We start from the raw sequence: 26,748 nt of genomic DNA, 5'->3' as shown, positions 1-26,748 counted from the left end.
TTATTCAAACTTTGGTCCCGGTCTTTCGGGACTGCGACCTTGATCAAGCAATGCCTGTTCTATGGTCTGCTGGAGCATTTTAATGCGCTGCTCCATGCTTGCCGCGTAATCGCGGGTCTTCGCTTTTTCCTGAGTCAGTTCATAGCTGATGTTCAACGCGGCGATGAAAACCAGCTGCTCAGTATTTGTGACTCTAGTGCGTTCTTTTAGATCTTGCAACCGCTGATTCAAATCGTCCGCAGCCTGATTCAAGGCATCCCTTTGTTCAGGCGGACAATTCACTCGCAGTGAACGGCCAAAAATCTGGAGATCGACGGGTTGTGCAGACATGCCACCTTCCTGCTGATTGACTGCGCTGCCTTCGCTTACTGCCCCGGGGGCTGCGAAGGGGCGACACTATAGCTACCCTGATGTGAAGATACAAGCCCTTTTCTGGTATCACCAGGGTCCAAAGTGGTAGCATATCATGAATATCCTCCCTTTGATGACGAATGCGTATGTCTATACAGAACGAAATGCCTGGTTACAAGGATTTAAACCAGTTACTGAACCAGCAGGGAGTCGGTCTGACCCCTGCCGAAATGCACGGTCTGATCAGCGGCATACTGTGCGGCGGAAACAGCGACAGCTCATGGCAGCCGCTGATCCACGACCTCACCAACGAAGGGCTGGCGTTTGGCCACGAACTGGCGGAAGCGCTGCGTAAAATGCACGCCGCAACCAGCGATTCCCTGGAAGACGATGGCTTTCTTTTTCAGCTTTATCTGCCTGAAGGCGACGATGTCAGCGTCTTCGATCGCGCTGATGCGCTCGCGGGTTGGGTAAACCACTATCTGCTTGGCCTGGGCGTAACCCAGCCTAAACTGGATAAAGTGACCGGCGAAGCGGGTGAAGCGATCGACGATCTGCGTAATATCGCCCAGCTCGGCTACGATGAAGACGAAGACCAGGAAGAGCTGGAGATGTCTCTCGAAGAGATTATCGAGTACGTGCGCGTGGCGTCTCTGCTGTGCCACGACCACTTTACGCGCTCGCAGCCGACCGCGCCGGAAGTTCGCAAGCCAACATTACACTAAGAAAAATAACGCACAGGAGGGTGTCATGGTTATCTCCAGTCAAGAGTATTCTCGCCGTCGTCAGGCGCTGCTGGCAAAAATGCAGCCGGGAAGCGCTGCCCTGATTTTCGCCGCGCCGGAAGTGACGCGCAGCGCCGACAGCGAATACCCCTATCGCCAGAGCAGTGATTTCTGGTACTTCACCGGGTTTAACGAGCCGGAAGCGGTACTGGTGCTGATTAAAAGCAATGACACCCACAACCACAGCGTGATTTTTAACCGCGTGCGCGATCTGACCGCGGAAATCTGGTTTGGCCGCCGCTTAGGACAGGAGGCGGCGCCAGAAAAACTGGGCGTGGACCGCGCGCTGGCCTACAGCGAAATCAACCAGCAGCTCTACCAACTGCTGAACGGTCTGGACGTGCTCTATCACGCGCAGGGCGAATACGCGTATGCGGATGACATTGTTTTCACCGCGCTGGATAAGCTGCGTAAAGGCTCACGTCAGAATTTGTCTGCACCCGCCACCCTGACGGACTGGCGACCGATGGTGCATGAGATGCGCCTGTTCAAGTCTGAAGAAGAGCTGAACGTGATGCGCCGCGCGGGCGAAATCAGCGCCCTGGCGCATACCCGCGCCATGGAAAAGTGCCGTCCCGGTATGTTCGAGTACCAGCTTGAAGGGGAAATTCACCATGAATTTAACCGTCACGGCGCGCGCTTCCCGTCCTATAACACCATCGTAGGCGGCGGGGAAAATGGCTGCATTCTGCACTACACCGAAAACGAAAGTGAACTGCGCGACGGCGATCTGGTGCTGATTGACGCCGGCTGTGAATATCAGGGTTACGCGGGCGACATCACCCGTACCTTCCCGGTGAACGGTAAATTCACCTCCGCGCAGCGTGAAATCTATGACATCGTGCTTGAGTCTCTGGAGACCGCGCTGACGCTGTTCCGTCCTGGCACCTCCATCCAGGAGGTTACGGGCGAGGTGGTGCGCATCATGATTACCGGGCTGGTGAAGCTCGGCATTCTGAAAGGCGATGTGGACACCCTTATAACCGAAAACGCCCATCGTCCGTACTTTATGCACGGCCTGAGCCACTGGCTGGGGCTGGATGTGCATGACGTCGGGGCATACGGTCCGGAACGTTCGCGCGTGCTGGAGCCTGGCATGGTGCTGACCGTTGAGCCGGGGCTGTACATCGCGCCGGATGCCGACGTGCCGGAACAGTACCGCGGGATCGGCATTCGTATTGAAGATGATATCGTCATCACCGAAACCGGTAACGAAAACCTGACCGCGACCGTGGTGAAAAAAGCCGACGACATCGAGGCGCTGATGGCGGCGGCACGCGGATGAGCGTAATCATCGTTGGCGGAGGCATGACCGGCGCTACTCTGGCGCTGGCTATTTCGCAGTTAACCCAGGGCCAGCTTCCGGTGCATCTCGTCGAGGCGGTCGCGCCGCAGGCGGCCGATCATCCCGGTTTCGACGCCCGCGCTATCGCGCTGGCGCAGGGAACCTGTCAGCAGCTTGCGCGTATTGGGATCTGGCAGGCGATAGCGGATTGCGCAACGGCGATCGGCACCGTTCACGTCAGCGATCGCGGGCATGCCGGGTTTGTGACGCTGGATGCCCACGATTACCGGATCGAGGCGCTGGGGCAGGTTGTCGAGCTGCATAACGTAGGGCTGCGGCTGTTCCGTCTGTTACAGGACGCGCCTGGCGTCACGCTGCACTGTCCGGCGCGCGTCGCCAGCTTTAGCCGTCGTGACGAGGCCGTCAGCGTGACGCTGGACAACGGCACCACGCTGGAGGGGCAACTGCTGGTGGCGGCAGATGGTTCACGCTCCGCGATCGCCACGCAGTGCGGCGTCGAATGGCGCTCTGGACCCTATGGGCAGGCGGCGGTCATCGCTAACGTCTCTACGGCTGGCGCGCATAACGGCAGGGCATTTGAGCGCTTCACGGAGCACGGCCCGCTGGCCATGCTGCCGATGTCGAACGGGCGCTGCTCGCTGGTATGGTGCCATGCGCAGGATCGGGCCGATGAGGTTCTCTCCTGGTCCGACGAACGTTTTTGTTCCGAGCTGCAAAAAGCCTTCGGCTGGCGGCTTGGGCGCATCACCCATGCCGGAAAACGCGTGGCCTATCCGCTCGCGCTGACGACCGCATCGCAGACTGTCTCCCATCGCGTCGCCCTGGTCGGCAACGCCGCGCAGACGCTGCACCCCATCGCCGGGCAAGGCTTCAACCTTGGCCTCCGTGACGTGATAAGCCTGGCAGAGCTACTGGCCCGGACGTGGAGCGAACAACAGGATTGTGGCGCATACTCGGTGCTGAGCCATTACCAGAAACGACGCCAGGCGGACAAAGCGGCGACCATTGGCGTCACCGACGGTTTAGTCCACCTGTTTGCCAATCGCTGGGCACCGCTGGTTGCGGGTCGCAACCTTGGGCTGATGGCGATGGAACTGTTCATTCCGGCACGTGACGTGCTGGCGCAGCGGACCCTGGGTTGGGTCGCGCGTTAAGGAGTATTGACCGTGCAAAATGTTGATGTCGCCATTGTGGGCGGCGGAATGGTAGGACTGGCGCTGGCCTGTGGTTTACAGGGCAGCGGCCTGCGCGTGGCCGTGCTTGAGCAAAAAGCGCCGCAGCCTGTGGCGCAGGATGCACCGCCGGAGCTGCGCGTCTCGGCGATCAATGCCGCCAGCGAAAAGCTACTGACGCACCTTGGCGTCTGGTCTGAAATCGTGGCGCTGCGTGCCAGCTGTTACCATGGCATGGAAGTGTGGGACAAAGACAGCTTCGGCCATATCGCGTTTGACGATGAAAGCATGGGCTACAGCCACCTTGGACACATCGTTGAAAACGCGGTGATCCACCACGCGCTGTGGCAGAAAGCACAGCAGTGCAGCGACGTCACGCTGATCGCACCGGCGAAACTTCAGCAGGTGGCGTGGGGCGAAAACGACGCGTTTATCACTCTTGAAAGTGGCGACATGCTGACCGCGCGTCTGGTGGTGGGTGCCGACGGCGCCAATTCCTGGCTGCGTAACAAAGCGGATATTCCGCTGACCTTCTGGGATTACCGCCATCACGCGTTGGTGGCCACAATCCGCACCGAAGAGCCGCACGGCGGCGTGGCGCGCCAGATTTTCCATAATGACGGCATTCTGGCCTTCCTGCCGCTTGCCGATCCGCATCTCTGCTCCATCGTCTGGTCCTTAGAGCCGGAGAAAGCGCAGCAGATGCAGGAGGCGACGCCGGATGCCTTCAGTCAGGCGCTATGCGTGGCGTTTGATAACCGTCTGGGCCTGTGCATGCTTGAAAGCGAACGCCAGACGTTTCCGTTAACCGGTCGCTACGCGCGTCAGTTTGCCGCGCACCGTCTGGCGCTGGTGGGGGATGCGGCGCATACCATTCATCCGCTGGCCGGGCAGGGGGTGAACCTCGGCTTTATGGACGCGGCTGAGCTGGTTGAAGAGCTGCGTCGCCTGCATCGGGAAGGCAAAGATATTGGTCAGCATCTGTATCTGCGTCGCTACGAGCGCAGCCGCAAACACAGTGCGGCGATGATGCTGGCGGGTATGCAGGGCTTCCGCGAGCTGTTTGCCGGAGCGAATCCGGCGAAAAAACTGCTGCGCGATATTGGCCTCAAGCTGGCCGACACCCTTCCCGGCGTAAAACCGCAGCTTCTTCGTCAGGCAATGGGCCTCAACGATCTTCCCGACTGGTTACGTTAATCTCGATCCCCGTCACACTTTATTTTCCCGGCCTCCGCGCCGGGGAAATTTCCTCGTTTGAAATAATCTAATTTCACGTCATTTTTCGCATTAGAAAATCTAATCTTACTATTTTTATGTTACGGAAATTCGGCCCGTTTTTCCGCACGAAATATCACCATCTGCTAAATTCTGTTAGAACATTGTTAATTTTATGCGGGTTTAATCGCATTTTCCCAGTGAATAACTCTGTAGGCTTTTCAGCGATTTTTGGTTATAAGCTAATGTGATGACCCGTTTTACCTTATGGTTAACCGCCGGTTTCGGTGGTAAGTTCAGGTAAAAGAGAACGTTTGCGTCGGCCCCCGATCGCGAGGCCGACACCGGGTTTCACGGTGAATTTTTCAACGAGGAAAAGATGGCTCAACAGACTCCTTTGTACGAACAGCACGTGTTGTGCGGCGCCCGCATGGTGGACTTCCACGGCTGGATGATGCCGCTGCACTACGGCTCGCAGATTGATGAGCACCACGCGGTGCGCACCGATGCCGGTATGTTCGACGTGTCTCATATGACGATTGTCGACCTGCGCGGTAGCCGCACCCGGGAGTTTTTGCGTTATCTGCTGGCAAATGACGTCGCCAAACTGAAGACGCCGGGCAAAGCGCTCTATACCGGCATGCTGAATGCCTCGGGCGGCGTGATTGATGACCTTATCGTCTATTACTTCACTGAAGATTTCTTCCGCCTCGTTGTAAACTCCGCCACCCGCGAAAAAGACCTCTCCTGGATCACCCAACACGCCGAACCTTATGCCATCGACATCACCGTCCGTGACGATCTGTCACTGATCGCCGTGCAGGGGCCGAACGCGCAGGCGAAAGCCGCGTCTCTGTTCAGCGACGAGCAGCGCAAAGCCACCGAAGGCATGAAGCCGTTCTTCGGCGTGCAGGCGGGCGATCTGTTTATCGCCACCACCGGCTACACCGGTGAAGCGGGCTACGAAATTGCCATGCCAAACGAGAAGGCCGCTGATTTCTGGCGTGCGCTGGTGGAGGCGGGCGTGAAGCCTGCGGGCCTGGGCGCGCGCGATACGCTGCGTCTGGAAGCGGGGATGAACCTCTACGGTCAGGAGATGGACGAAGGCGTCTCTCCGCTGGCGGCCAACATGGGCTGGACCATCGCGTGGGAACCGGCTGACCGTGATTTTATTGGTCGTGAAGCGCTGGAGATGCAGCGCGAGAAGGGCACTGAACAGCTGGTTGGCCTGGTGATGAAAGAAAAAGGCGTGCTGCGCGGCGAGCTGCCGGTGCGCTTCACCGATGCCGATGGCAATCATCGCGAAGGCGTGATCACCAGCGGAACGTTCTCCCCGACGCTCGGCTACAGTATTGCCCTGGCACGCGTGCCGGCGGGGATTGGCGAAACGGCGGTGGTGCAGATCCGCAACCGCGAAATGCCGGTCAACGTGACCAAACCGATTTTTGTTCGCGCCGGTAAGCCGGTCGCCTAACTATTTTTATCAGGAGAACTTCAATGAGCAATGTGCCAGCAGAACTGAAATACAGCAAAGAACACGAGTGGCTGCGCAAAGAGGCGGACGGCACTTACACCGTTGGGATCACCGAGCACGCGCAGGAGCTGCTGGGCGACATGGTGTTTGTTGACCTGCCGGAAGTGGGCGCAACCGTGAGCGCAGGCGACGACTGTGCGGTGGCGGAATCCGTTAAAGCGGCCTCTGACATCTACGCCCCGGTGAGCGGTGAAATTGTTGCCGTGAACGACGCGCTGAGCGACTCCCCGGAGCTGGTCAACAGCGAACCGTATGAAGGCGGCTGGATCTTCAAGATCAAAGCCAGCGACGAAGCGCAGGTTGCCGCGCTGCTGGATGCGACCGCGTACGAAGCACTACTGGAAGACGAATAACGTTGTGCCGGATGGCGCTGCGCTTATCCGGCCTACAGGTCAACGTAGGCTCGGTAAGCGTTAGCGCCACCGGGCAACAGCGTTACAGATAACTACGATTCACTGCACGTTTCAGGAACCATCGCTCATGACACAGACTTTAAGCCAGCTTGAAAACCGTGGCGCCTTCATTGAACGTCACATTGGGCCGGATGCTCAGCAACAGCAGGAGATGCTGAAGACAGTTGGCGCGGATTCATTAAACGCACTGATCGGCCAGATCGTGCCAAAAGACATCCAGCTTGCTACGCCGCCGCAGGTAGGCGAGTCCACGACGGAGTTCGCCGCGCTGGCGGAGCTGAAGGCCATCGCCGGCCTTAACAAGCGCTATAAGTCTTACATTGGCATGGGCTACACCAACGTGCAGTTACCGCCGGTGATCCTGCGTAACATGCTGGAAAACCCGGGCTGGTACACCGCTTACACCCCGTATCAGCCAGAAGTCTCCCAGGGCCGTCTGGAAGCGCTGCTGAACTTCCAGCAGGTGACGCTGGATCTGACCGGTATGGATATCGCCTCTGCCTCGCTGCTGGATGAAGCGACCGCCGCCGCCGAAGCGATGGCGATGGCGAAGCGCGTGAGCAAGCTGAAAAACGCCAACCGCTTCTTCGTGGCGGCGGACGTGCATCCCCAGACGCTGGACGTGGTGCGCACCCGTGCGGAAACCTTCGGCTTTGAGGTGATTGTCGACGACGCTGAAAAAGTGCTGGATCACCAGGACGTCTTCGGCGTGCTGTTGCAGCAGGTGGGCACCACCGGGGAAGTGCACGACTACGGCGCACTGATCGCCGAGCTGAAATCCCGTAAGGTTATTGTTAGCGTCGCCGCTGATTTTATGGCGCTGGTGCTGCTGACGGCGCCAGGCAAACAGGGCGCGGATATTGTCTTCGGCTCAGCTCAGCGTTTCGGCGTGCCGATGGGCTACGGCGGCCCGCACGCGGCGTTCTTTGGCGCGAAAGATGAATTTAAACGTTCCATGCCAGGCCGTATTATCGGCGTATCGAAAGATGCCGCCGGTAACACCGCGCTGCGCATGGCGATGCAGACCCGCGAGCAGCATATCCGCCGCGAGAAAGCGAACTCCAACATCTGTACCTCGCAGGTGCTGCTGGCTAACATTGCCAGCCTGTACGCGGTGTTCCACGGTCCGGCTGGCCTGAAACGTATTGCCAGCCGCATCCACCGTCTGGCCGATATCCTGGCCTGCGGTCTGCAACAGAAAGGTCTCAGACTGCGTCATGAACACTATTTCGATACCCTGTGCCTCGAGGTGGCAGACAAAGCGGCCGTGCTGGCGCGCGCCGAGGCAGCGCAAATCAACCTGCGCAGCGACATTCACAATGCGGTCGGCATTACGCTGGACGAAAGCACCACCCGTGACGATATCCTGACCCTGTTCAACGTATTGCTGGGTGACGCACACGGTCTGGACGTTGATACGCTCGACAAAGAGGTTGCGCTCGACAGCCGCTCCATTCAGGAAAGCATGCTGCGCGACGACGCGATCCTGACTCACCCGGTGTTCAACCGCTATCACAGCGAAACCGAGATGATGCGTTACATGCACTCTCTGGAACGTAAAGATCTGGCGCTAAACCAGGCGATGATCCCGCTGGGCTCCTGCACCATGAAGCTGAACGCCGCGGCTGAGATGATCCCAATTACCTGGCCTGAATTCTCTGAGCTGCACCCGTTCTGCCCGGCTGAGCAGGCGGAAGGGTATCACATGATGATCAACCAGCTCTCCGACTGGCTGGTGAAGCTGACCGGGTACGACGCGCTCTGCATGCAGCCGAACTCCGGTGCGCAGGGTGAATACGCTGGTCTGCTGGCGATCCGTCACTATCACGAAAGCCGCAACGAAGGCCACCGTGATATCTGCCTGATCCCAAGCTCTGCCCACGGTACCAACCCGGCTTCTGCCCAGATGGCAGGAATGGAAGTGGTGGTTGTGGCGTGCGACAAAAACGGCAACATCGATCTGGCCGACCTGCGCGCCAAAGCCGAGCAGGCGGGCGACAAACTCTCCTGCATCATGGTGACCTACCCGTCCACCCACGGCGTGTACGAAGAAACTATCCGTGAAGTGTGTGAAGTGGTGCATAAGTTCGGCGGCCAGGTTTACCTCGACGGCGCAAACATGAACGCCCAGGTGGGCATCACCTCTCCGGGCTTTATTGGCGCGGATGTGTCGCACCTGAACCTGCATAAAACGTTCTGCATTCCGCACGGCGGTGGCGGCCCGGGGATGGGTCCTATCGGCGTGAAAGCGCACCTGGCACCGTTTGTGCCGGGCCACAGCGTGGTGCAGATTGAAGGCATGCTGACCCGTCAGGGCGCGGTCTCCGCGGCACCGTTCGGCAGCGCCTCTATCCTGCCAATCAGCTGGATGTACATCCGCATGATGGGCGCGGAAGGGCTGAAGCAGGCCAGCCAGGTGGCGATCCTCAACGCCAACTACATCGCAACGCGTCTGAAGGACGCCTATCCGGTGCTCTATACCGGCCGCGACGGTCGCGTGGCGCACGAATGCATCCTCGATATTCGTCCTCTGAAAGAAGAGACGGGCATCAGCGAGCTGGATATCGCCAAGCGTCTGATCGACTACGGCTTCCACGCGCCAACCATGTCGTTCCCGGTAGCGGGTACGCTGATGGTTGAGCCGACCGAATCTGAAAGCAAGGTGGAGCTGGATCGCTTTATCGACGCCATGCTGGCGATCCGCAGCGAAATCGACCGCGTGAAAGGCGCGGAGTGGACGCTGGAAGATAACCCGCTGGTGAACGCGCCGCATACACAGAACGAACTGGTGGCAGAGTGGAACCACGGTTATACCCGCGAGCTGGCTGTCTTCCCGGCAGGTGTGGCAAACAAATACTGGCCAACCGTGAAACGTCTTGATGATGTTTACGGCGACCGTAACCTGTTCTGCTCCTGCGTGCCGATGAGCGAATACCAGTAACGTTGTTCCTGTAGTAACGTAGGCCGGGTAAGGCGAAGCCGCCACCCGGCTTTTTTATTGGGAGAAAAGAATGGCAATTGCACTGGTCACCGGCGCCAGCCGGGGTATTGGTAAAGCCACCGCGCTACAGCTGGCAAGCGAAGGCTACACCGTTGCGGTGAATTTTCATCACAACATCAAAGCCGCGACGGACGTCATTAATCAGATCGTGGACGCGGGCGGTAAAGCCTTTGCCGTACGCGCGGATATCAGCGATGAAGCGCAGGTGATGGCGATGTTCGACAGCATCGATCGCGAAGGTGAGCCGCTCGCCGCGCTGGTGAACAACGCCGGGATTTTGTTTGAACAATCCACCATCGAAAATCTCTCCGCTGAACGTATTAACCGCGTGCTGGCTACCAACGTCACCGGCTATTTTCTCTGCTGCCGTGAAGCGGTTAAGCGCATGTCGCATAAACACGGCGGCAAGGGCGGCGCGATTGTGAATGTCTCCTCGGCGGCATCACGGCTGGGCGCGCCGGGGGAATATGTGGATTATGCCGCCTCAAAAGGGGCGGTGGATTCCCTGACCACCGGCCTCGCGCTGGAGGTGGCGGTGCAGGGCATTCGCGTTAACTGCGTGCGGCCAGGCCTGATTTATACCGATATTCACGCCTCCGGCGGCGAGCCGGGGCGTGTGGATCGGGTGAAGTCGATGTTACCGATGCAGCGTGGCGGTCAGCCGGAGGAGGTCGCCCAGGCCATTGTCTGGCTGCTGAGCGACAAAGCCTCCTATGTCACCGGTAGCTTCCTGGAGCTGGCTGGCGGGAAGTAACGCTACGACGCCAGCCACAGCCGCAGGCGCATTCCCCAGCCGCTGGTCCAGCCGGTGGTGATCGACTTCACCTCACCGTGAGAGATCACCACCAGCGTTGGCGTAGCCTTAACGTCCCACTCACGCGCCAGTTCTCCGCTGGCGTCGTTGACCGTGGGCATCGTCGCCTTCTTCTTCCTCATCCAGGTTTCGAGCGTCGCGTTATCGCCCGAGCGCAGCGCAACCGACATCACGTTACCCCCGTCCGCGGCAAGCGCCGCCACCGACGGCGTGGTGTAGCGGCAGACGCTGCACCATGTCGCCCAGACGTAGACCAGCAGCGGTCGCTCCTTACTCATGGCGATAAGATCGACGGGCTGGCCGTCGAGGGTGTGCAGTGCCGTCGCGGAGAAATTCTGCGGCAGCGCGGGCTGGCGGAAATAGTCCACCGCCAGGCTCACGGCTACGCCAATCAGCAGCCATACGCCCAGCTCGCGCAGCAGGCGCGGAAGCTTACTTGCCACGGGCGTTTGCCAGCTGTTCTTTGACCAGCCCCTCCAGGTCGTCATACGGAATTGCGCCCGCCACCATCTGGTCGCCGATAATGGTCGCCGGGGTACCCTGAATATTCAGCACCTGCGCCAGGATGAGGTTCATCTTTAGGCTGTCCATGGTTTTATCATCCGTTTTAATGCTGTCCGTTCCGGTCTTTACCTTCGCGGCGGCGATGCTGGCGTCATCGTGATAGCCCTTTTTCATCATCAGCCGCTGGTGGAGCGCCCAGAATTTATCCGGCGCCTGCTGCCACGTTGAGAGTGCCGCTTTCGCGGCATTTACCGAGCTTTGTCCCTTGAACGGCAGCAGTTTGACGATGAGCTGCACGTCGGGATTTTCCTGCACGATTTTCTCAAGCATTGGGTCGAACTGCTTGCAATACGGGCAGTTGTAGTCAGTGAAGGAGACGATGGTCAGCTTCGGCGATGTCGCGCCGGTTCGCGGGCTGTTGGGGTCGTTAAACAGCAGTTTTGCCAGCTGGTCGCTGGAAGCGTCATCAGAAGGTGCGGCGAAACCGAACGTTGATAACGACAGCAGAAGTAAGGCAACGAAGGCTCTCATGTTATTTTCCTTTTGCATCGGACAGGGTGCTCAGCACCGCTTCGCGGCTTAACAACGCAGGCAGCACGTGGCCCTGCGGTAATCCCGGTCCGTAGATCTGGTTAAACGGTACGGCGGCGCTGCCGCGCGTGGTTAAGAACTGGCTGATGGTATCTGAGGGGCGGCTCCAGTCGCCGCGCAGGGCGACAACGTCCGGGGAGGAGAGCGCATCCTGCACGTCGTCGCGCAGCAGCACGTTGTATTTATTGGCTTTACAGGTCACGCACCAGTCGGCGGTCACGTCGACGAACACCCGTTTGTTCTCCGCCAGCGCGCGGGCAATGGCCTGCTCGCTGAGCGGCTGCCAGTGAATACGATCGCGGCGGGAACCCTCGCCGCCGGAACCGGATACAAACGCGACCGCCCCGGCCACCACTACAGCTAATACCCCGGCGCGCAGTGCCGTTTGCCAGCGGTAGCGCCAGGCGGTGACCAGCAGCAGCGTAAGGATCAGGAACACGCCCAGCGTGATGACGGGCAGGCTGCCAATGTGCACCGTCAGCAGGCTCAGCAGCCACAGCGATGAGCCGAGCATCATCATCCCCAGCACTACGCGTACGACGTTCATCCAGCGTCCCGGACGCGGCAACCGCTGGGCCAGCCCCGGCCAGGCCGCCACCAGCAGCCACGGCAGGCTCATGCCGATACCCATCGCCAGGAAGATCCCCCACAGCAGGGGAAGCGGCGCCGCCAGCGCGACCGAGACCGCCGTACCCAGGAACGGCGCGGTGCAGGGCGTCGCCAGCAGCGTGGCAAACGCGCCTTGCCAGAAATGACCCGCAAGCCCGTTGCCGCCGCGCGTGGCGAGGAAGGTGCTGGCGCCGGAAGGGAGACGGATTTCAAACAACCCCAGCAGGCTGGCGCTGAAAAGCACCATCACCAGCGCCATCGCGCCAATAAACCACGGATTCTGGAACTGGATCCCCCAGCCGAGCGCCTGATTGCCTAAGCGTAAAACCGTCATCATCAGCGCCAGCGCGAGGAACGAGATCACGATCCCGGCTACCGACGCAAGAAACTGTCGGCGTACCTGACCCCGCGCCTGCCGTTCGGTTTGCATCAGCGTGCCCAGCTTCATGGCCAGCACGGGCAGTACGCAGGGCATGACGTTAAGGATCAGACCGCCCGCCAGCGCCATCAGCAACACCCAGCCTAACGAGAGCGTCGGCGCGGCGTTCCCCGGCTGAATGCTCAGGCTGGACTCCTGTGCCTGCCCGCTATCGGCCAGAACCAGCGACAGGGTTTTGCCGCTGAGGTTGGGCGCGGCCTCGCCCCAGCTGTCCGTCACGGGCACGGTGGCGACCAGCGAGTCACCGCGCACGGTGAGGGCCGGTTTGCCGAAATCAACATCATCCATACCGTCGATAAACAGGGACGGCGCCTGCCAGCCTGTGTCACGCTGCGCCGTTACGGTCAGCTTGCCGGGGGCATAGGTGGCGTTAAGCGTTGAGGTCAACCCGCCGCTGAGCGGAAGGGTGCCCATGGCCCGACTGAAATCGTAATCAAAACCGGCGCCTGCGGATGCGGTCATGTTCAGCGAAAACGGGTAGTCGGTAAGAATACAGACGTTGCTACAGGTGGAGAGCGTCAGTACGCCGCTCAGGATCTTCGGGACGTCGCCCCGCAGAGTGATGGGAAAGCTGACATCGCCGTGGTAGCCCTGCGTGGTGATGCCCGCGACGTCGAAACGCTGCGGCACAGGCCAGCGCCAGATCGCCTCGACGGGCTGATGCCATTTAATCGCGGGGGCGACGCCGCCTTCGCCCGGCGAGCGCCAGTAGGTTTTCCAGCCTTTTTGCAGGGCGACGTCCAGCAGCAGGCGGGTTTCGCCAGTGCTTTCGGGTTGCGCACGCAGCCTGACGCTGGCGTGCTGATTATCGGCGGCGCGCAGCCAGCCGCTGTCGGCAGCCTGGCTGAGGGGCAGCCATAGCCAAAGCAGGCAGACCAGCAGTCGCCTGAATACAGTAAACATAAATTTTCTCCGTAAATGATGAATTAACCTGAAGTAACAGGCGAAGGCTCATTCACGGAAGACGCATAATCGCAGATGCACCCTTAACCGGGGCGGGGAGATAACGCGGGGAGGCCACTGCCGTTCGCGGCGCGGTGGACTGGCTGCCAGCAACGCCAGCAGCAGGGTGACGGCAATCAGGGCGCCTTCAAATAAAACAGGCGGGACCGACATCAGCGACTTGGCGCTAAGCTCACACGGGGTTACCGGTGCGTCGGCACTCTCCTGTCCCTGCTGGACAGACTGGCTCGTGGTGGTGACGTTCATGACAAGCGCGTGCATCCCGGCCATCCGCTGGGCGGTGCATATCAGCACCACCAGGCAGGCCAGGGCTACAAGCAGGATAGCGTTGCGTTGTCGCTTGATCATGTTCGCCTCAAATATTCAGGACGCCTATATTATCGGGCGAACATATTTTGGCAACGCAAAAGCTGTAAAGAAGTGTCTGGAAGATAAGCGGTTTGCCCTCTCCGCTTGCAGAGAGGGCGAGCCATTACAGCGTTTCGCCGTTGCTGGCAATGACGGTTTTATACCACTCAAAGCTCTTCTTACGGGAGCGGGACATGTCACCGTTACCGTCATCGTGCTTGTTGACGTATATAAAGCCGTAGCGCTTACTGTACTGGCCGGTGGTGAAGGAGACGCAGTCGATGCAGCCCCACGGCGTGTAGCCCATCAGATCCACGCCATCCCAGGTCACCGCCTTCATCATCTCTTCCACGTGGGCGCGCAGGTAGTCGATGCGATAGTCATCGTTGATGCTGCCGTCCTCTTCCACGGTGTCGTAGGCGCCGAAACCATTTTCCACGATAAACAGCGGCTTCTGATAACGCTCGTACAGTTCACACAGCGAATAGCGCAGGCCTACCGGATCAATCTGCCAGCCCCAGTCGGACGCCTTGACGTGTGGGTTCGGCACGCTGCCCTCGAAGCCGGAAATGGCGTCACCGGTACCGCCTTCCGCTTTGACCGCGTTGGTCATGTAGTAGCTGAAACCTAAGTAATCGCAGGTGCCTTCACGCAGGATCTGCTCGTCGCCCGCTTCCATTTTGATGGAGAAGCCACGGCGTTCCCACTCGTTCAGCACGTAAGACGGGTAGTAGCCGCGCAGCTGTACGTCGGTAAAGACGTAGCGCTCGCGCATGGATTCCTGAGCGAACATGACATCTTCTGGCTTGCAGGAGTACGGATAGAGCGCCACCATCGCCAGCATGCAGCCGACTTTCATTTCCGGGTTAATGCGGCGTGCGGCTTTCACCGCCAGCGCGCTGGCCACGAACTGGTGGTGCAGCACCTGGTACATGGTCTCTTCCGGGTTGTCGTGCTCGGTATAGACCACGCCAGAGCAGCAGTAGCCGAACAGCGGCGCACGCCAGTTGCGCTGGTTGTTGATTTCGTTGAAGGTCATCCAGTATTTGACCTTATTTTTGTAGCGCTCAAATACCACTTCCGAGAAGCGCACAAAGAAATCTACCACTTTACGGTTGGTCCATCCGCCATATTCCTGAACGAGGTGCAGCGGCATTTCAAAGTGGGAGAGGGTGATCACCGGCTCGATGTTGTACTTCAGCAGTTCATCGAACATGTCGTCGTAAAACTTCAGCCCCTCTTCATTTGGCTGAGTTTCGTCGCCTTTCGGGAAGATGCGCGTCCAGGCGATGGAGGTACGGAAACATTTGAAGCCCATCTCGGCAAACAGCCTGATGTCTTCTTTGTAATGGCCGTAGAAGTCGACGGCTTCGTGGTTGGGGTAATATTTGCCTTCAATCACTTCCTGCGTGATTTCTCGCGGAACGCCGTGTGCGCCGCCGGTGAGCACGTCGCAGATGCTTGGCCCTTTGCCGCCTTTGTTCCAGCCGCCTTCAACCTGGTGCGCCGCTACCGCGCCGCCCCATAAAAAATCTTTCGGTAAGGTGAGTTTTTTCATCTTTGCTATTCTCAATTCAGGACTTATTGATTTCGAGTCTAGCAAAGCGGAATTAAATGTCACGATATAACATTTTGCGGAAATTGTAATTTGTCACATCAAAAAAACAGGATGTTTTATTCTGTTAATTTCTTCGCCAGTTTCCGGCCTAATGATTCCAGAATATAGATGACGGGAATTTGCGTGGTGATATCGTAAACGCCGCCAATGCGCGTTTGCGGGACATGCCAGGAGAGGTTAAAGTCCGCCAGCTTTGCGAGACGTGAATGTTCGTGGCTGGTGACTGAGAGCACCTTGCAGTGGTGCAGGCTGAACTGGCTGGCGAAGCGCAGGATCTCCTCGGTTTCGCCGGAGACGGAGAGTACAATAGCCAGCGCATTTTTAGCCATGTCGTTAGTGACCGGGAAATAAGGATCGTCGATATGGTTGCTGAATTTCCCGATATTTGAAAAGAAACGTGCGCCATATTTTGCCAGCGATCCGGAGGTGCCCGCACCGACAAAAATAATTCGTTCAGATGATAAAATAATATCGACCGCGTTATCTAATAGCGCATCAAACTCTTCGTTATTTACGCTTTTAAAGAAGCTGATGATTTCACTGGCACCAAAATTCGCCTGCTGCGGCTCGTTCTGCTCCAGATAGAGTTTAAAGCGCACCCGAAATTCCGAGTAACCATCGCAGTTGAGCTTGCGGCAGAAGCGCAGGATAGTGGTAGTGGAAACGCCCGCCGCATCCGCCAGCTCGCGGATGGTCATGTACATCACTTTATCGCGGTTCTTAATGACATAGTTGTAGACCATCATTTCCAGATTGTTGAGGCTGGCAATGGCGGAATGGCTGAACATACTCACAATGGCTAAACTCGCTGTCGGACACTATTCCTGAAGCATACCATGATGACGAAGGACGGGAGACGGATTTATCTCCTTGATTACTTAGATGTTAATGAAATCATTTACACCTGTGCGGTGGATTGTTTTTATATTATGCTGATTTATAAGGATAAATCTTGAATGTGGATTTATTTTAGCTAACAGGTGTTCACTGGAATCATTCTCAGTTAGCATGGACTGGCGATGAATAATCATCTTTTGTTTTCCCGGAGTTAAGTATGGTGAGCAGACCATTAATCGCACAGGGATATTCGCTGGCTGAGGAAGTAGCCAACAGTATAAGCCACGGCATTGGCCTGGTTTTTGGGATTGTCGGCTTAGTGTTATTGCTGGTACAGGCAGTGGATACCAACGCCAGCGCGATGGCCATTACCAGCTACAGTCTGTATGGCGGGAGTATGATCCTGCTTTTCCTGGCCTCAACGCTGTATCACGCTATTCCGCATCAACGGGCGAAGATATGGCTCAAGAAATTTGACCACTGCGCTATCTATCTTCTTATTGCGGGTACCTATACGCCGTTTTTGCTGGTGGGGCTCAACTCACCGCTGTCGCGTGGTCTGATGATTGTGATCTGGAGCCTGGCGCTGCTGGGGATCCTGTTTAAGCTGACTATTGCGCACCGGTTTAAAGTGTTGTCGCTGGTTACCTATCTGACAATGGGCTGGCTGTCGCTGATTGTGGTGTATCAGTTAGCTATTAAGCTGGCGGTGGGGGGCGTGACGCTTCTGGCGGTGGGCGGGGTGGTCTACTCGCTGGGCGTGATTTTCTACGTCTGCAAGCGTATTCCGTACAACCATGCCATCTGGCACGGCTTTGTGCTGGGCGGCAGCGTGTGCCACTTCCTGGCAATTTATCTGTATGTTGGGCAGGTGTAGTTTTTTTGTAAGGTGCGGTCTGATGCCCTCACCCCGACCCTCTCCCACAGGGAGAGGGAGAATATCAACACCGTAGGCCCGGTAAGCGCAGCGCCACCGGGCGATACAGCATCAATCTTCCAGAGAATACGGCAGCGGCTCAATGCTGAGCGTGTTTGCATCATCCCGCACGCGGAACACGCTGTCGGGCTCCATATCATTATTCATGACAACCTGCACCAGCAGGCGGCCATCATCGAGCTGGACGGCGGCTAACACGGTGCCGGTACGGCGCCAGTTTTCGCCCATCTTCATCTCAAGATCTTCACCCGCTTCCGGCACACGGCTGGCGTGACCAGCCAGCGTCCACAGGGCGCGTTTGTTCGCGCCGCGGAATTTCGCACGCGCCACCATTTCCTGACCGGTGTAGCAGCCCTTCTTAAAGCTGATACCGCCCAGCGCCTGGATGTTTGTCGCCTGCGGGATAAACTGCGCGCTGTTTGCCGCGTCAATCACCGGCAGGCCCGCTTCGATGTTCAGCGCCAGCCACTGCTGGCTGTTGTTGAGCTGTGCTTCACCGCGCAGGGCATCAGTGACGCGTTCCGCCGTTGCTTCGTCGGTTACCAGCAGGAAGCGCTCCGCCGGGTGTTCGAACCACAGAATGGAGGTCGCTCCCTCGCTGACCAGCTGTTTTTTAGCATCCGGCAGCTCGGCAAACAGGTTTTTCAGCGCTGCACGCGCCTGGAAACCCGCGACCCCCAGCAGAACGTGTTCATCGTCCGGGGCGATGGTGACTTTAGAAAAGACCGCGTATTTTTTCAGCTCTTTAAGCTGGGCGTCACGCAGGCTGCGGCGCTCAATAAAGGCGAATCCGTCCTGACGGCGGAACAGACGCAGGTTGCTCCACATTTTGCCTTTTGGATCGCAATGCGCGGCCAGCAGATGCTGGTGCTCAGTCAACTGCGCCACGTCCGCCGTGACCTGGCCTTGCAGGTATTTTTCACTGTCCGCACCAGTCAGTGTCGCCAGTGCCCAGTCATCAAGAGTAATCAGCGTCAGCGGCAGACGCGCAGAGGCGGCGGGCTGGCGAGGAGAAAATGGTGTAAATGCCATAGTGATGTCCTGAATTGCTTAACGCTTTGATAATACCTAATGGTAAAAGAGACTGTATTCAATGCAAGCGCTTTCAGCAGGCCATTCGTGCCATTACGCGGTTATGCGTGGCGCTACGCAAAATAGTGTAATCCGCTGTCTTTATAAGGATTATTCAGGGAGCCTGCTCGAGGTTCGCAATATTCCAGTAAAGAAACGGTCAAAAACACGTTACACTAGCAGGTGTTCCCGGAGAGCAATAATGAATACCAAACGGGATACCGACTGTGCCAAACGTAATGCAGGAAACAGAACATGGATATTAACAACAAGGCCCGTATTCACTGGGCGTGCCGTCGCGGCATGCGTGAACTTGATATCTCCATCATGCCTTTCTTCGAGTATGAGTACGACAGCTTAAGCGATGACGATAAGCGCCTGTTTGTCCGTCTGCTTGAGTCTGACGATCCGGATTTATTCAACTGGCTGATGAATCACGGCAAGCCCGCCGACACCGAGTTGCAACGGATGGTGCAATTAATTCAAACACGGAATCAGGAACGTGGTCCTGTGGCAATCTGATCTTCGCGTCTCGTGGCGCTCACAGTGGATGTCCTTACTGCTCCACGGGCTGGTGGCGGCACTGGTGTTATTGGTGCCGTGGCCGCTTAGCTATACCCCTCTGTGGTTGCTATTGCTGTCGTTTGTGGTGTTTGACAGCGTGCGCAGCCAGCGTCGAATCAACGCCCGTCAGGGTGAAATTAAGCTGCTGATGGATTCTCGCCTGCGCTGGCAGGGAAAAGAGTGGGAGATGATGGGGACGCCGTGGATGCTTAATACCGGGATGATGCTACGGCTGCGTCGGGTCGAGGATAACCGTCGCCAGCACCTGTGGCTGGCCGCAGACAGTATGGATCCTGCGGAGTGGCGAGATCTGCGCCGGTTGATCGTGCAACAGCCGACGCAGGAGTAAATCAGCTGAACTGCTCGGCCATCTCACCCAGAATCTGCTCGCACCAGCTCTGGAGGCGCTCGTCGCTAAGATCGTACTGGTTGGTTTCATCCAGCGCGAGCCCGACAAACAGCTGACCGTCGGCAATAATCGGTTTTTGACTGGTGAACTCATAGCCTTCCGTAGGCCAGTAGCCGATAAAGGTCGCGCCCTTTGGCGCCAGTTTGTCGTGCAGCATGCCGAGTGCGTCAAGGAACCACTCCCCGTAGCCCAACTGGTCGCCCATGCCGTACATCGCAATGATTTTGCCTTCAAAATTGACTGAATCGAGCTGATCCCAGATGGCTTCCCAGTCTTCCTGAATCTCACCAAAGTCCCAGGTAGGGATACCCAGAATCAGCACATCGTACTGCTCCATCAAGGCAACCGCGTCATCTTTCAGGTTATGCAGCGTCACCAGTTCCGGGCCAATGATGTCACGAATTTTCTCCGCCGCCATTTCGGTGTAGCAGGTGCTGGAACCATAGAACAGACCAATATTCATCGCGTAACTATCTCAATTCTTGCTATGACTTTGCGCGTAGTGTACCAGAAACCGATGGCATTCAGGCATAATGGCCAGATTGCAGAACCAAAGGGGCTGATGTGGAAAAGGATCTCGCACTCATCGAACAGTTTCTCGACGCGCTGTGGCTGGAGAAAAACCTCGCTGAAAATACGCTCAGCGCCTATCGTCGGGATCTCACGCTGCTGGTCGAGTGGCTGGCACATCGTGGGCTGACGCTTGAAAGCGCGCAAAGCGATGACCTGCAAGGGTTACTGGCTGAGCGGATGGAAGGGGGGTACAAAGCCACCAGCTCTGCACGTCTGCTGAGCGCCATGCGCCGCCTGTTCCAGCACCTGTACCGCGAGAAGATCCGCGCGGATGACCCCAGCGCACTGCTGGCATCGCCTAAACTGCCTCAGCGGCTGCCAAAAGATCTCAGCGAAGCACAAGTTGAGAGATTATTACAGTCGCCCGCAGTTGACCTTCCGCTGGAGTTACGCGATAAAGCCATGCTTGAACTATTGTATGCCACGGGCTTGCGCGTTTCCGAGCTGGTGGGCCTGACGATGAGCGATATCAGCCTGCGTCAGGGCGTGGTGCGCGTTATCGGTAAAGGGAACAAAGAACGGCTGGTGCCGCTGGGTGAAGAGGCGGTCTACTGGCTGGAGACGTATCTGGAACACGGGCGTCCGTGGCTGCTGAACGGCGTCTCCATAGATGTATTGTTCCCGAGCCAGCGCGCGCAGCAGATGACGCGACAAACGTTCTGGCATCGCATTAAACATTACGCCACACTGGCGGGTATTGACAGTGAGAAGCTGTCGCCGCACGTTTTGCGTCACGCCTTCGCGACTCATCTGTTAAACCACGGCGCTGATTTACGCGTGGTGCAGATGTTGCTTGGACACAGCGATCTTTCAACGACGCAAATATACACCCATGTCGCGACGGAACGCCTGCGGCAGCTACACCAACAGCACCACCCTCGCGCGTGAGTGCCGACGAATTGTTACAGGAACAAATATGAAAAAGTCTTTAGCGCTGCTCACCCTGCTGGCAGCTTCGATTTCCGGTATTGCCCATGCGGACGATGCCGCCATTAAACAGTCTCTGACGAAACTCGGCGTCGCCAGCAGCGAGATCCAGCCAGCGCCGGTGGCTGGCATGAAAACGGTGCTGACCAACAGCGGCGTGCTGTACGTGACCGAAGACGGCAAGCACATCATTCAGGGGCCTATGTACGACGTGAGCGGCGCGCAGCCGGTGAACGTCACTAACCAGCTGCTGATGAAAAACCTGAACGCGCTCGAAAAAGAGATGATTGTCTACAAAGCGGCGCAGGAAAAGCACGTTATTACCGTCTTCACCGACATCACCTGCGGCTACTGCCACAAGCTGCATGAAGAGATGAAAGACTACAACGCGCTGGGCATTACCGTGCGTTACCTGGCTTTCCCACGCGCCGGCGTGCAGAGCCAGCCTGAGCAGGATATGAAAGCGATCTGGTGTGCGAAAGACCGCAACAAGGCCTTTGATGACGCGATGAACGGCAAAGGCGTGAAGCCCGCGTCCTGCGATATCGACATCGCTAACCACTACGCGCTGGGCGTACAGTTTGGCGTGAGCGGTACGCCAGCCATTGTGCTGAGTAACGGCTACGTGGTGCCGGGCTACCAGGGGCCAAAAGAGATGAAGGCGTTCCTCGACGAGCACCAGAAACAGATGGGTGGTAAATAATTCGCGTGAAAGCCCCGATAAAACTGCGCCGCCGCGATGCGGGTGAAACCGCGGATTTACCAGACACGCTTCCGCTGCTGTTAAAGCGGCTGTACGCCAGCCGTGGCGTGCGTACGGCAAGCGATCTTGAGCGCAGCGTCAAAGGCATGCTGCCCTGGCAAGCGCTGAGTGGCATCGAAAAAGCGACTGAAATGCTCTACGACGCGTTCCGGGAAGGCACGCGGATTGTCGTGGTGGGCGATTTCGATGCCGACGGCGCAACCAGTACCGCGCTGAGCGTGCTCAGCCTGCGTGCGCTGGGCTGCGATAATGTGACTTACCTGGTGCCGAACCGGTTTGAAGACGGCTACGGCCTCAGCCCGGAAGTGGTCGATCAGGCCCACGCCCGTGGCGCACAGATGATCATGACCGTGGATAACGGGATCTCTTCTCATGCGGGGGTCGATCATGCCCATGCGCTGGGGATCCCGGTACTGGTCACCGATCACCACCTGCCAGGCGAAACTCTGCCTGCCGCCGAAGCCATCATTAACCCGAACCTGCGCGACTGCGATTTCCCGTCGAAATCGCTGGCCGGAGTAGGGGTGGCGTTTTATCTGATGCTGGCGTTACGCACGTTGCTGCGAGATAAGGGCTGGTTCGAATCGCGCGGGATTGCCGTGCCGAACCTCGCGGAGTATCTCGATCTGGTGGCGCTGGGAACCGTGGCGGACGTGGTGCCGCTCGATACCAATAACCGTATTCTCACCTGGCAGGGCTTAAGCCGCATTCGGGCAGGTAAATGCCGTCCGGGGATTAAGGCGCTGCTGGAAATTGCCAACCGCGATCCGCTGAAGCTTGCGGCAAGCGATTTAGGCTTTGCCCTCGGCCCGCGCCTGAACGCGGCGGGGCGGCTGGATGATATGTCGGTTGGCGTTGCGCTGCTGCTGTGCGACAACATCGGCGAAGCGCGCGTGCTGGCCAGTGAGCTGGACGCACTCAACCAGACCCGTAAAGAGATTGAGCAGGGCATGCAGGCCGAAGCGCTGACCCTGTGCGAAAAGCTGGAGCGCAGCGGCGATACCCTGCCGGGCGGGCTGGCGATGTATCACCCCGAATGGCACCAGGGCGTGGTGGGCATTCTGGCGTCGCGCATTAAAGAGCGTTTCCACCGCCCGGTGATCGCGTTCGCCCCCGCCGGGGACGGCACGCTGAAAGGCTCCGGTCGTTCCATTCAGGGTCTGCATATGCGCGATGCGCTGGAGCGTCTGGATACGCTGCATCCGAACCTGATGATTAAGTTCGGCGGTCACGCGATGGCGGCAGGCCTGTCGCTGGAAGAGGCGAAGTTCGACGAATTCCAGCGTCTGTTTGGCGAACTGGTCACCGAGTGGATCGATCCGGCTCTGTTGCAGGGTGAAGTGGTTTCTGACGGTGAGCTTTCACCGGCTGAAATGACCATGGAGGTGGCGCAGATGCTGCGCGATGCCGGCCCGTGGGGGCAGATGTTCCCGGAGCCGCTTTTCGACGGACGTTTTCGTTTGCTGCAACAGCGCATCGTGGGCGAACGCCATCTCAAAGTGATGGTGGAACCGGTCGGCGGCGGACCGCTGCTCGACGGCATCGCCTTTAACGTTGATACCTCCATCTGGCCGGACAACGGCGTGCGCGAGGTTGAGCTGGCCTATAAGCTGGATATTAACGAGTTCCGCGGTAACCGCTCCCTTCAGATCATCATCGACAATATCTGGCCAATTTAGCGTCAGTAATCTCTATAAAAAAGGGCGTGGATTCGGTACAATCCCGCTCTTATCACCGCATTTTGACAAGCTCATAAAAGAAAACAGACCATGTTTGAAATTAATCCGGTAAAAAACCGCATTCAGGACCTCACGGAGCGCTCTGACGTTCTTAGGGGGTATCTTTGACTACGATGCCAAGAAAGAGCGTCTCGAAGAAGTAAACGCCGAGCTGGAACAGCCGGACGTCTGGAACGAACCTGAGCGCGCTCAGGCGCTGGGTAAAGAGCGTTCCTCCCTCGAAGCCATCGTAGATACGCTGGATCAAATGGCGCAGGGTCTGGAAGATGTTTCTGGGCTGCTGGAGCTGGCTGTCGAAGCCGACGACGAAGAAACCTTTAACGAAGCCGTGGCAGAGCTCGACGTGCTGGAAGAGAAGCTGGCGCAGCTGGAATTCCGTCGCATGTTCTCCGGCGAATACGATAGCGCTGACTGCTATCTCGATATTCAGGCAGGTTCTGGCGGTACCGAAGCGCAGGACTGGGCGAGCATGCTGATGCGCATGTACCTGCGCTGGGCGGAAGCGCGCGGTTTCAAAACCGAGATTATCGAAGAGTCCGAAGGTGAAGTGGCGGGTATCAAATCCGTCACCATCAAGATTATTGGCGATTACGCTTACGGCTGGCTGCGTACCGAGACCGGCGTTCACCGCCTGGTGCGTAAGAGCCCGTTCGATTCCGGCGGCCGTCGTCACACCTCCTTCAGCTCCGCGTTTGTCTACCCGGAAGTCGATGAAGATATCGATATCGACATCAACCCGGCGGACCTGCGTATCGACGTTTACCGCGCATCCGGCGCGGGTGGTCAGCACGTTAACCGTACGGAATCTGCGGTGCGTATTACCCACATTCCAACCGGGCTGGTAACACAGTGCCAGAACGACCGTTCCCAGCATAAGAACAAAGACCAGGCCATGAAGCAGATGAAAGCGAAGCTTTATGAGCTGGAGATGCAGAAGAAAAATGCTGAGAAGCAGGCGATGGAAGACAACAAGTCCGATATCGGCTGGGGCAGCCAGATCCGTTCTTACGTCCTTGATGACTCCCGCATCAAAGACCTGCGTACCGGGGTTGAAACCCGCAACACGCAGGCGGTGCTGGACGGCAGCCTGGACCAATTTATTGAAGCAAGTTTGAAAGCAGGGTTATGAGGAACCAACATGTCTGAACAACAAGCACAGGGCGCTGACGCGGTAGTCGATCTTAACAACGAACTGAAAACCCGCCGCGAGAAGCTGGCAGCGCTGCGCGAGCAGGGCGTGCCTTTCCCGAACGATTTTCGTCGTGACCACACCTCAGACCAACTGCACGCAGACTTCGACGGTAAAGAGAACGAAGAGCTGGAAGCGCTGAACGTTGAAGTGTCCGTGGCGGGCCGCATGATGACCCGTCGTATCATGGGCAAAGCGTCCTTCGTGACCTTACAGGACGTTGGCGGCCGCATTCAGCTATACGTCTCTCGTGACGACCTGCCGGAAGGCATCTACAACGAGCAGTTCAAAAAGTGGGACCTCGGCGATATCCTGGGCGCGAAAGGTAAACTGTTCAAAACCAAGACCGGTGAACTGTCTATCCACTGCACCGAACTGCGTCTGCTGACCAAAGCCCTGCGCCCGCTGCCGGACAAGTTCCACGGTTTGCAGGATCAGGAAGCGCGCTATCGTCAGCGTTACCTGGATCTCATCTCTAACGATGAATCCCGTAAGACCTTCAAAATTCGCTCCCAGATCATGGCCGGTATTCGCCAGTTCATGGTTAACCGCGACTTTATGGAAGTAGAAACCCCGATGATGCAGGTGATCCCAGGCGGTGCCTCTGCCCGTCCGTTCATCACCCATCACAACGCCCTGGACCTGGACATGTACCTGCGTATCGCGCCGGAACTGTACCTGAAGCGTCTGGTGGTTGGCGGTTTCGACCGCGTGTTTGAGATCAACCGTAACTTCCGTAACGAAGGTATCTCCGTACGTCATAACCCAGAGTTCACCATGATGGAACTCTATATGGCGTATGCGGATTACAAAGATCTGATCGAGCTGACCGAATCTCTGTTCCGCACACTGGCGCAGGACATTCTGGGCACCACCCAGGTGCCTTACGGTGAAGAGGTGTTCGACTTCGGCAAGCCGTTCGAAAAACTGACCATGCGCGAAGCGATCAAGAAATACCGTCCGGAAACCAACATGGCGGATCTGGATAACTTCGACTCTGCGAAAGCGATCGCTGAAAGCATCGGTATCAAGGTTGAGAAGAGCTGGGGCCTGGGTCGTATCGTGACCGAGATCTTCGAAGAAGTGGCCGAAGCGCACCTGATTCAGCCGACCTTCATCACCGAATACCCGGCGGAGGTGTCTCCCCTGGCGCGTCGTAATGACGAGAACCCGGAAATCACTGACCGCTTCGAATTCTTCATCGGTGGCCGCGAAATCGGTAACGGCTTTAGCGAGCTGAACGATGCAGAAGATCAGGCGCAGCGCTTCCAGGATCAGGTTAACGCGAAAGCGGCAGGCGACGACGAAGCGATGTTCTTCGACGAAGACTACGTGACCGCGCTGGAGCACGGCCTGCCGCCGACGGCTGGCCTGGGTATTGGTATCGACCGTATGGTGATGCTGTTCACCAACAGCCACACCATCCGCGACGTGATCCTGTTCCCGGCGATGCGTCCGGTGAAATAAGCCGTTAAGACGTAAAAAAAGCCCCGTGCGTTTATCGCCGGGGCTTTTTTATTGCGCCGCGAAGGCGCTGAGTTTTTCACGCGCGGTGTTCGCTTCCTGCACCATCCACGGGCTAAATGCCCACGGTGTGGCGTCCAGCGCGCGGAATAGCGCGTCCAGCTCCACCCACTGATACTCCATCACTTCATCGTCATTGATTGCGAGGGTATTCGTTACGCGGGCGGCATAGACCGGGCAGATTTCGTTTTCAACGATCCCTGACGGGTCGGCTTCACGGTAGCGGAACTCCGGGGCAATGGGGGTGATGTCTGTGATTTCGGCGCCGACTTCAAAGCGGCAGCGGCGGATAATCGCTTGCTCTGTCGCTTCGTCGGCCTGTGGATGACCGCAAACGGAGTTGGTCCATACGCCGGGCCAGGCTTTTTTACTTAAGGCGCGACGGGTGATCAGACATTCTCCGTTAGCGTTAAACAGCCATGAAGAGAAGGCCAGGTGTAGCGGGGTGTGTGACGTGTGAGCGGCGTACTTCTCCTGAGTGCCAATCACTTTTCCCTGGTCATTTACCAAAATAACGTGTTCTTGAATACTCATTGATGCTCCAGTGCCAAA

General features: G+C 57.7%; 26 protein-coding genes. 16 read left to right on the top strand and 10 right to left on the bottom strand.

Annotation, left to right across the window (positions count from 1 at the left end; translation table 11 throughout):
* Complete coding sequence (gene zapA / locus INF61_RS14060; protein ID WP_003860096.1) at positions 1-330, bottom strand: cell division protein ZapA; 330 nt, start codon at positions 328-330, stop codon at positions 1-3.
* Between the two features lie 167 nt (positions 331-497).
* Between zapA and INF61_RS14055 the strand changes: the two genes are divergently transcribed.
* The 8 genes from INF61_RS14055 to INF61_RS14020 all read left to right on the top strand — a co-directional run bounded on the left by INF61_RS14055 (position 498) and on the right by INF61_RS14020 (position 10,531).
* A complete protein-coding gene (locus tag INF61_RS14055; RefSeq protein ID WP_072253007.1) occupies positions 498-1,076 on the top strand; it encodes a YecA family protein in 579 nt (192 codons plus the stop codon).
* A 31-nt stretch (positions 1,077-1,107) separates the two neighbouring features.
* The gene (gene pepP / locus INF61_RS14050; protein WP_026080576.1) at positions 1,108-2,421 is read left to right on the top strand and encodes a Xaa-Pro aminopeptidase; all 1,314 of its coding nucleotides are present in this window, start codon (positions 1,108-1,110) and stop codon (positions 2,419-2,421) included.
* The gene (gene ubiH / locus INF61_RS14045; RefSeq protein ID WP_193547864.1) at positions 2,418-3,596 is read left to right on the top strand and encodes a 2-octaprenyl-6-methoxyphenyl hydroxylase; all 1,179 of its coding nucleotides are present in this window, start codon (positions 2,418-2,420) and stop codon (positions 3,594-3,596) included. Before pepP ends, ubiH begins: the two co-directional genes overlap by 4 nt.
* Positions 3,597-3,608: 12 nt before the next feature.
* Positions 3,609-4,811 carry an FAD-dependent 2-octaprenylphenol hydroxylase gene (ubiI, locus tag INF61_RS14040; RefSeq protein WP_023295388.1) on the top strand — a complete coding sequence of 401 codons (1,203 nt, stop codon included), beginning with the start codon at positions 3,609-3,611 and terminating at the stop codon, positions 4,809-4,811.
* 397 nt (positions 4,812-5,208) lie between these two features.
* Positions 5,209-6,303, top strand: coding sequence for a glycine cleavage system aminomethyltransferase GcvT (gcvT, locus tag INF61_RS14035; protein ID WP_017382898.1), 1,095 nt, complete (start codon positions 5,209-5,211; stop codon positions 6,301-6,303).
* 23 nt (positions 6,304-6,326) lie between these two features.
* On the top strand, positions 6,327-6,716 hold the full coding sequence (gcvH, locus tag INF61_RS14030; RefSeq protein ID WP_006811885.1) for a glycine cleavage system protein GcvH: 390 nt from the start codon (positions 6,327-6,329) through the stop codon (positions 6,714-6,716).
* Positions 6,717-6,843: 127 nt separating this feature from the next.
* Positions 6,844-9,717: an aminomethyl-transferring glycine dehydrogenase gene (gene gcvP, locus INF61_RS14025; protein ID WP_193547863.1), complete on the top strand. Its 2,874-nt coding sequence runs from the start codon at positions 6,844-6,846 to the stop codon at positions 9,715-9,717.
* A 70-nt stretch (positions 9,718-9,787) separates the two neighbouring features.
* Positions 9,788-10,531, top strand: coding sequence for an SDR family oxidoreductase (locus tag INF61_RS14020; RefSeq protein WP_150325973.1), 744 nt, complete (start codon positions 9,788-9,790; stop codon positions 10,529-10,531).
* Between the two features lie 2 nt (positions 10,532-10,533).
* Here INF61_RS14020 and INF61_RS14015 read toward each other — a convergent pair whose 3' ends face one another.
* From INF61_RS14015 to INF61_RS13990, 6 genes are all read right to left on the bottom strand, one after another.
* Positions 10,534-11,034, bottom strand: a complete 501-nt coding sequence (locus INF61_RS14015) for a protein disulfide oxidoreductase (RefSeq protein ID WP_193547862.1) — start codon at positions 11,032-11,034, stop codon at positions 10,534-10,536.
* Entirely contained in the window at positions 11,024-11,626 is a 603-nt protein-coding gene (locus INF61_RS14010) for a DsbA family protein (RefSeq protein WP_045141943.1), read from the bottom strand. Before INF61_RS14010 ends, INF61_RS14015 begins: the two co-directional genes overlap by 11 nt.
* Before the next feature lies 1 nt (position 11,627).
* Positions 11,628-13,637: a protein-disulfide reductase DsbD domain-containing protein gene (locus INF61_RS14005; RefSeq protein WP_193547861.1), complete on the bottom strand. Its 2,010-nt coding sequence runs from the start codon at positions 13,635-13,637 to the stop codon at positions 11,628-11,630.
* A 48-nt stretch (positions 13,638-13,685) separates the two neighbouring features.
* Entirely contained in the window at positions 13,686-14,045 is a 360-nt protein-coding gene (locus INF61_RS14000; protein ID WP_032660255.1) for a hypothetical protein, read from the bottom strand.
* Between the two features lie 124 nt (positions 14,046-14,169).
* Complete coding sequence (locus INF61_RS13995) at positions 14,170-15,603, bottom strand: 6-phospho-beta-glucosidase (RefSeq protein WP_193547860.1); 1,434 nt, start codon at positions 15,601-15,603, stop codon at positions 14,170-14,172.
* Between the two features lie 116 nt (positions 15,604-15,719).
* Entirely contained in the window at positions 15,720-16,451 is a 732-nt protein-coding gene (locus INF61_RS13990) for a MurR/RpiR family transcriptional regulator (protein ID WP_015571796.1), read from the bottom strand.
* 266 nt (positions 16,452-16,717) lie between these two features.
* On the opposite strand from INF61_RS13990, the gene INF61_RS13985 reads away from it, so the two are divergent.
* Positions 16,718-17,377 (top strand): hemolysin III family protein, encoded by a 660-nt coding sequence (locus INF61_RS13985; RefSeq protein WP_003863433.1) that lies wholly within the window; start codon positions 16,718-16,720, stop codon positions 17,375-17,377.
* Positions 17,378-17,488: 111 nt separating this feature from the next.
* On the opposite strand, the gene ygfZ is transcribed toward INF61_RS13985, so the two are convergent.
* The gene (ygfZ, locus tag INF61_RS13980) at positions 17,489-18,469 is read right to left on the bottom strand and encodes a tRNA-modifying protein YgfZ (RefSeq protein ID WP_017692714.1); all 981 of its coding nucleotides are present in this window, start codon (positions 18,467-18,469) and stop codon (positions 17,489-17,491) included.
* Positions 18,470-18,763: 294 nt separating this feature from the next.
* On the opposite strand from ygfZ, the gene sdhE reads away from it, so the two are divergent.
* Both sdhE and INF61_RS13970 read left to right on the top strand, forming a co-directional pair.
* Positions 18,764-19,030, top strand: a complete 267-nt coding sequence (sdhE, locus tag INF61_RS13975) for an FAD assembly factor SdhE (RefSeq protein WP_003863437.1) — start codon at positions 18,764-18,766, stop codon at positions 19,028-19,030.
* A complete protein-coding gene (locus tag INF61_RS13970; RefSeq protein WP_017382887.1) occupies positions 19,011-19,421 on the top strand; it encodes a protein YgfX in 411 nt (136 codons plus the stop codon). The genes sdhE and INF61_RS13970 overlap by 20 nt, the downstream gene beginning before the upstream one ends.
* Position 19,422: 1 nt before the next feature.
* Here the strand turns inward: INF61_RS13970 and fldB are convergent, their stop codons facing one another.
* Positions 19,423-19,944, bottom strand: a complete 522-nt coding sequence (fldB, locus tag INF61_RS13965; RefSeq protein ID WP_015571793.1) for a flavodoxin FldB — start codon at positions 19,942-19,944, stop codon at positions 19,423-19,425.
* 101 nt (positions 19,945-20,045) lie between these two features.
* On the opposite strand from fldB, the gene xerD reads away from it, so the two are divergent.
* From xerD to lysS, 5 genes are all read left to right on the top strand, one after another.
* Positions 20,046-20,942 carry a site-specific tyrosine recombinase XerD gene (gene xerD / locus INF61_RS13960; protein ID WP_003863442.1) on the top strand — a complete coding sequence of 299 codons (897 nt, stop codon included), beginning with the start codon at positions 20,046-20,048 and terminating at the stop codon, positions 20,940-20,942.
* Between the two features lie 28 nt (positions 20,943-20,970).
* Positions 20,971-21,684 (top strand): bifunctional protein-disulfide isomerase/oxidoreductase DsbC, encoded by a 714-nt coding sequence (gene dsbC, locus INF61_RS13955; RefSeq protein ID WP_023295380.1) that lies wholly within the window; start codon positions 20,971-20,973, stop codon positions 21,682-21,684.
* A 5-nt stretch (positions 21,685-21,689) separates the two neighbouring features.
* Complete coding sequence (recJ, locus tag INF61_RS13950; protein WP_017382886.1) at positions 21,690-23,423, top strand: single-stranded-DNA-specific exonuclease RecJ; 1,734 nt, start codon at positions 21,690-21,692, stop codon at positions 23,421-23,423.
* Between the two features lie 90 nt (positions 23,424-23,513).
* A protein-coding gene (prfB, locus tag INF61_RS13945; RefSeq protein WP_096147815.1) for a peptide chain release factor 2 occupies positions 23,514-24,612 on the top strand; the annotation gives its coding sequence in 2 pieces (ribosomal slippage) (positions 23,514-23,588 and positions 23,590-24,612; 1,098 coding nt in all).
* A gap of 9 nt (positions 24,613-24,621) precedes the next feature.
* Entirely contained in the window at positions 24,622-26,139 is a 1,518-nt protein-coding gene (gene lysS / locus INF61_RS13940) for a lysine--tRNA ligase (RefSeq protein WP_003863452.1), read from the top strand.
* A gap of 48 nt (positions 26,140-26,187) precedes the next feature.
* Here the strand turns inward: lysS and idi are convergent, their stop codons facing one another.
* The gene (idi, locus tag INF61_RS13935) at positions 26,188-26,730 is read right to left on the bottom strand and encodes an isopentenyl-diphosphate Delta-isomerase (RefSeq protein ID WP_003863454.1); all 543 of its coding nucleotides are present in this window, start codon (positions 26,728-26,730) and stop codon (positions 26,188-26,190) included.
* Positions 26,731-26,748 lie beyond the last annotated feature (18 nt).

The organism is Enterobacter cloacae complex sp. P18RS, assembly GCF_014982105.1.
Classification (GTDB): Bacteria; Pseudomonadota; Gammaproteobacteria; order Enterobacterales; family Enterobacteriaceae; genus Enterobacter; species Enterobacter hormaechei_C.
The sequence above is the reverse complement of the archived record's forward strand: the minus strand, read 5'-3'. Positions and strand labels throughout refer to the sequence as shown.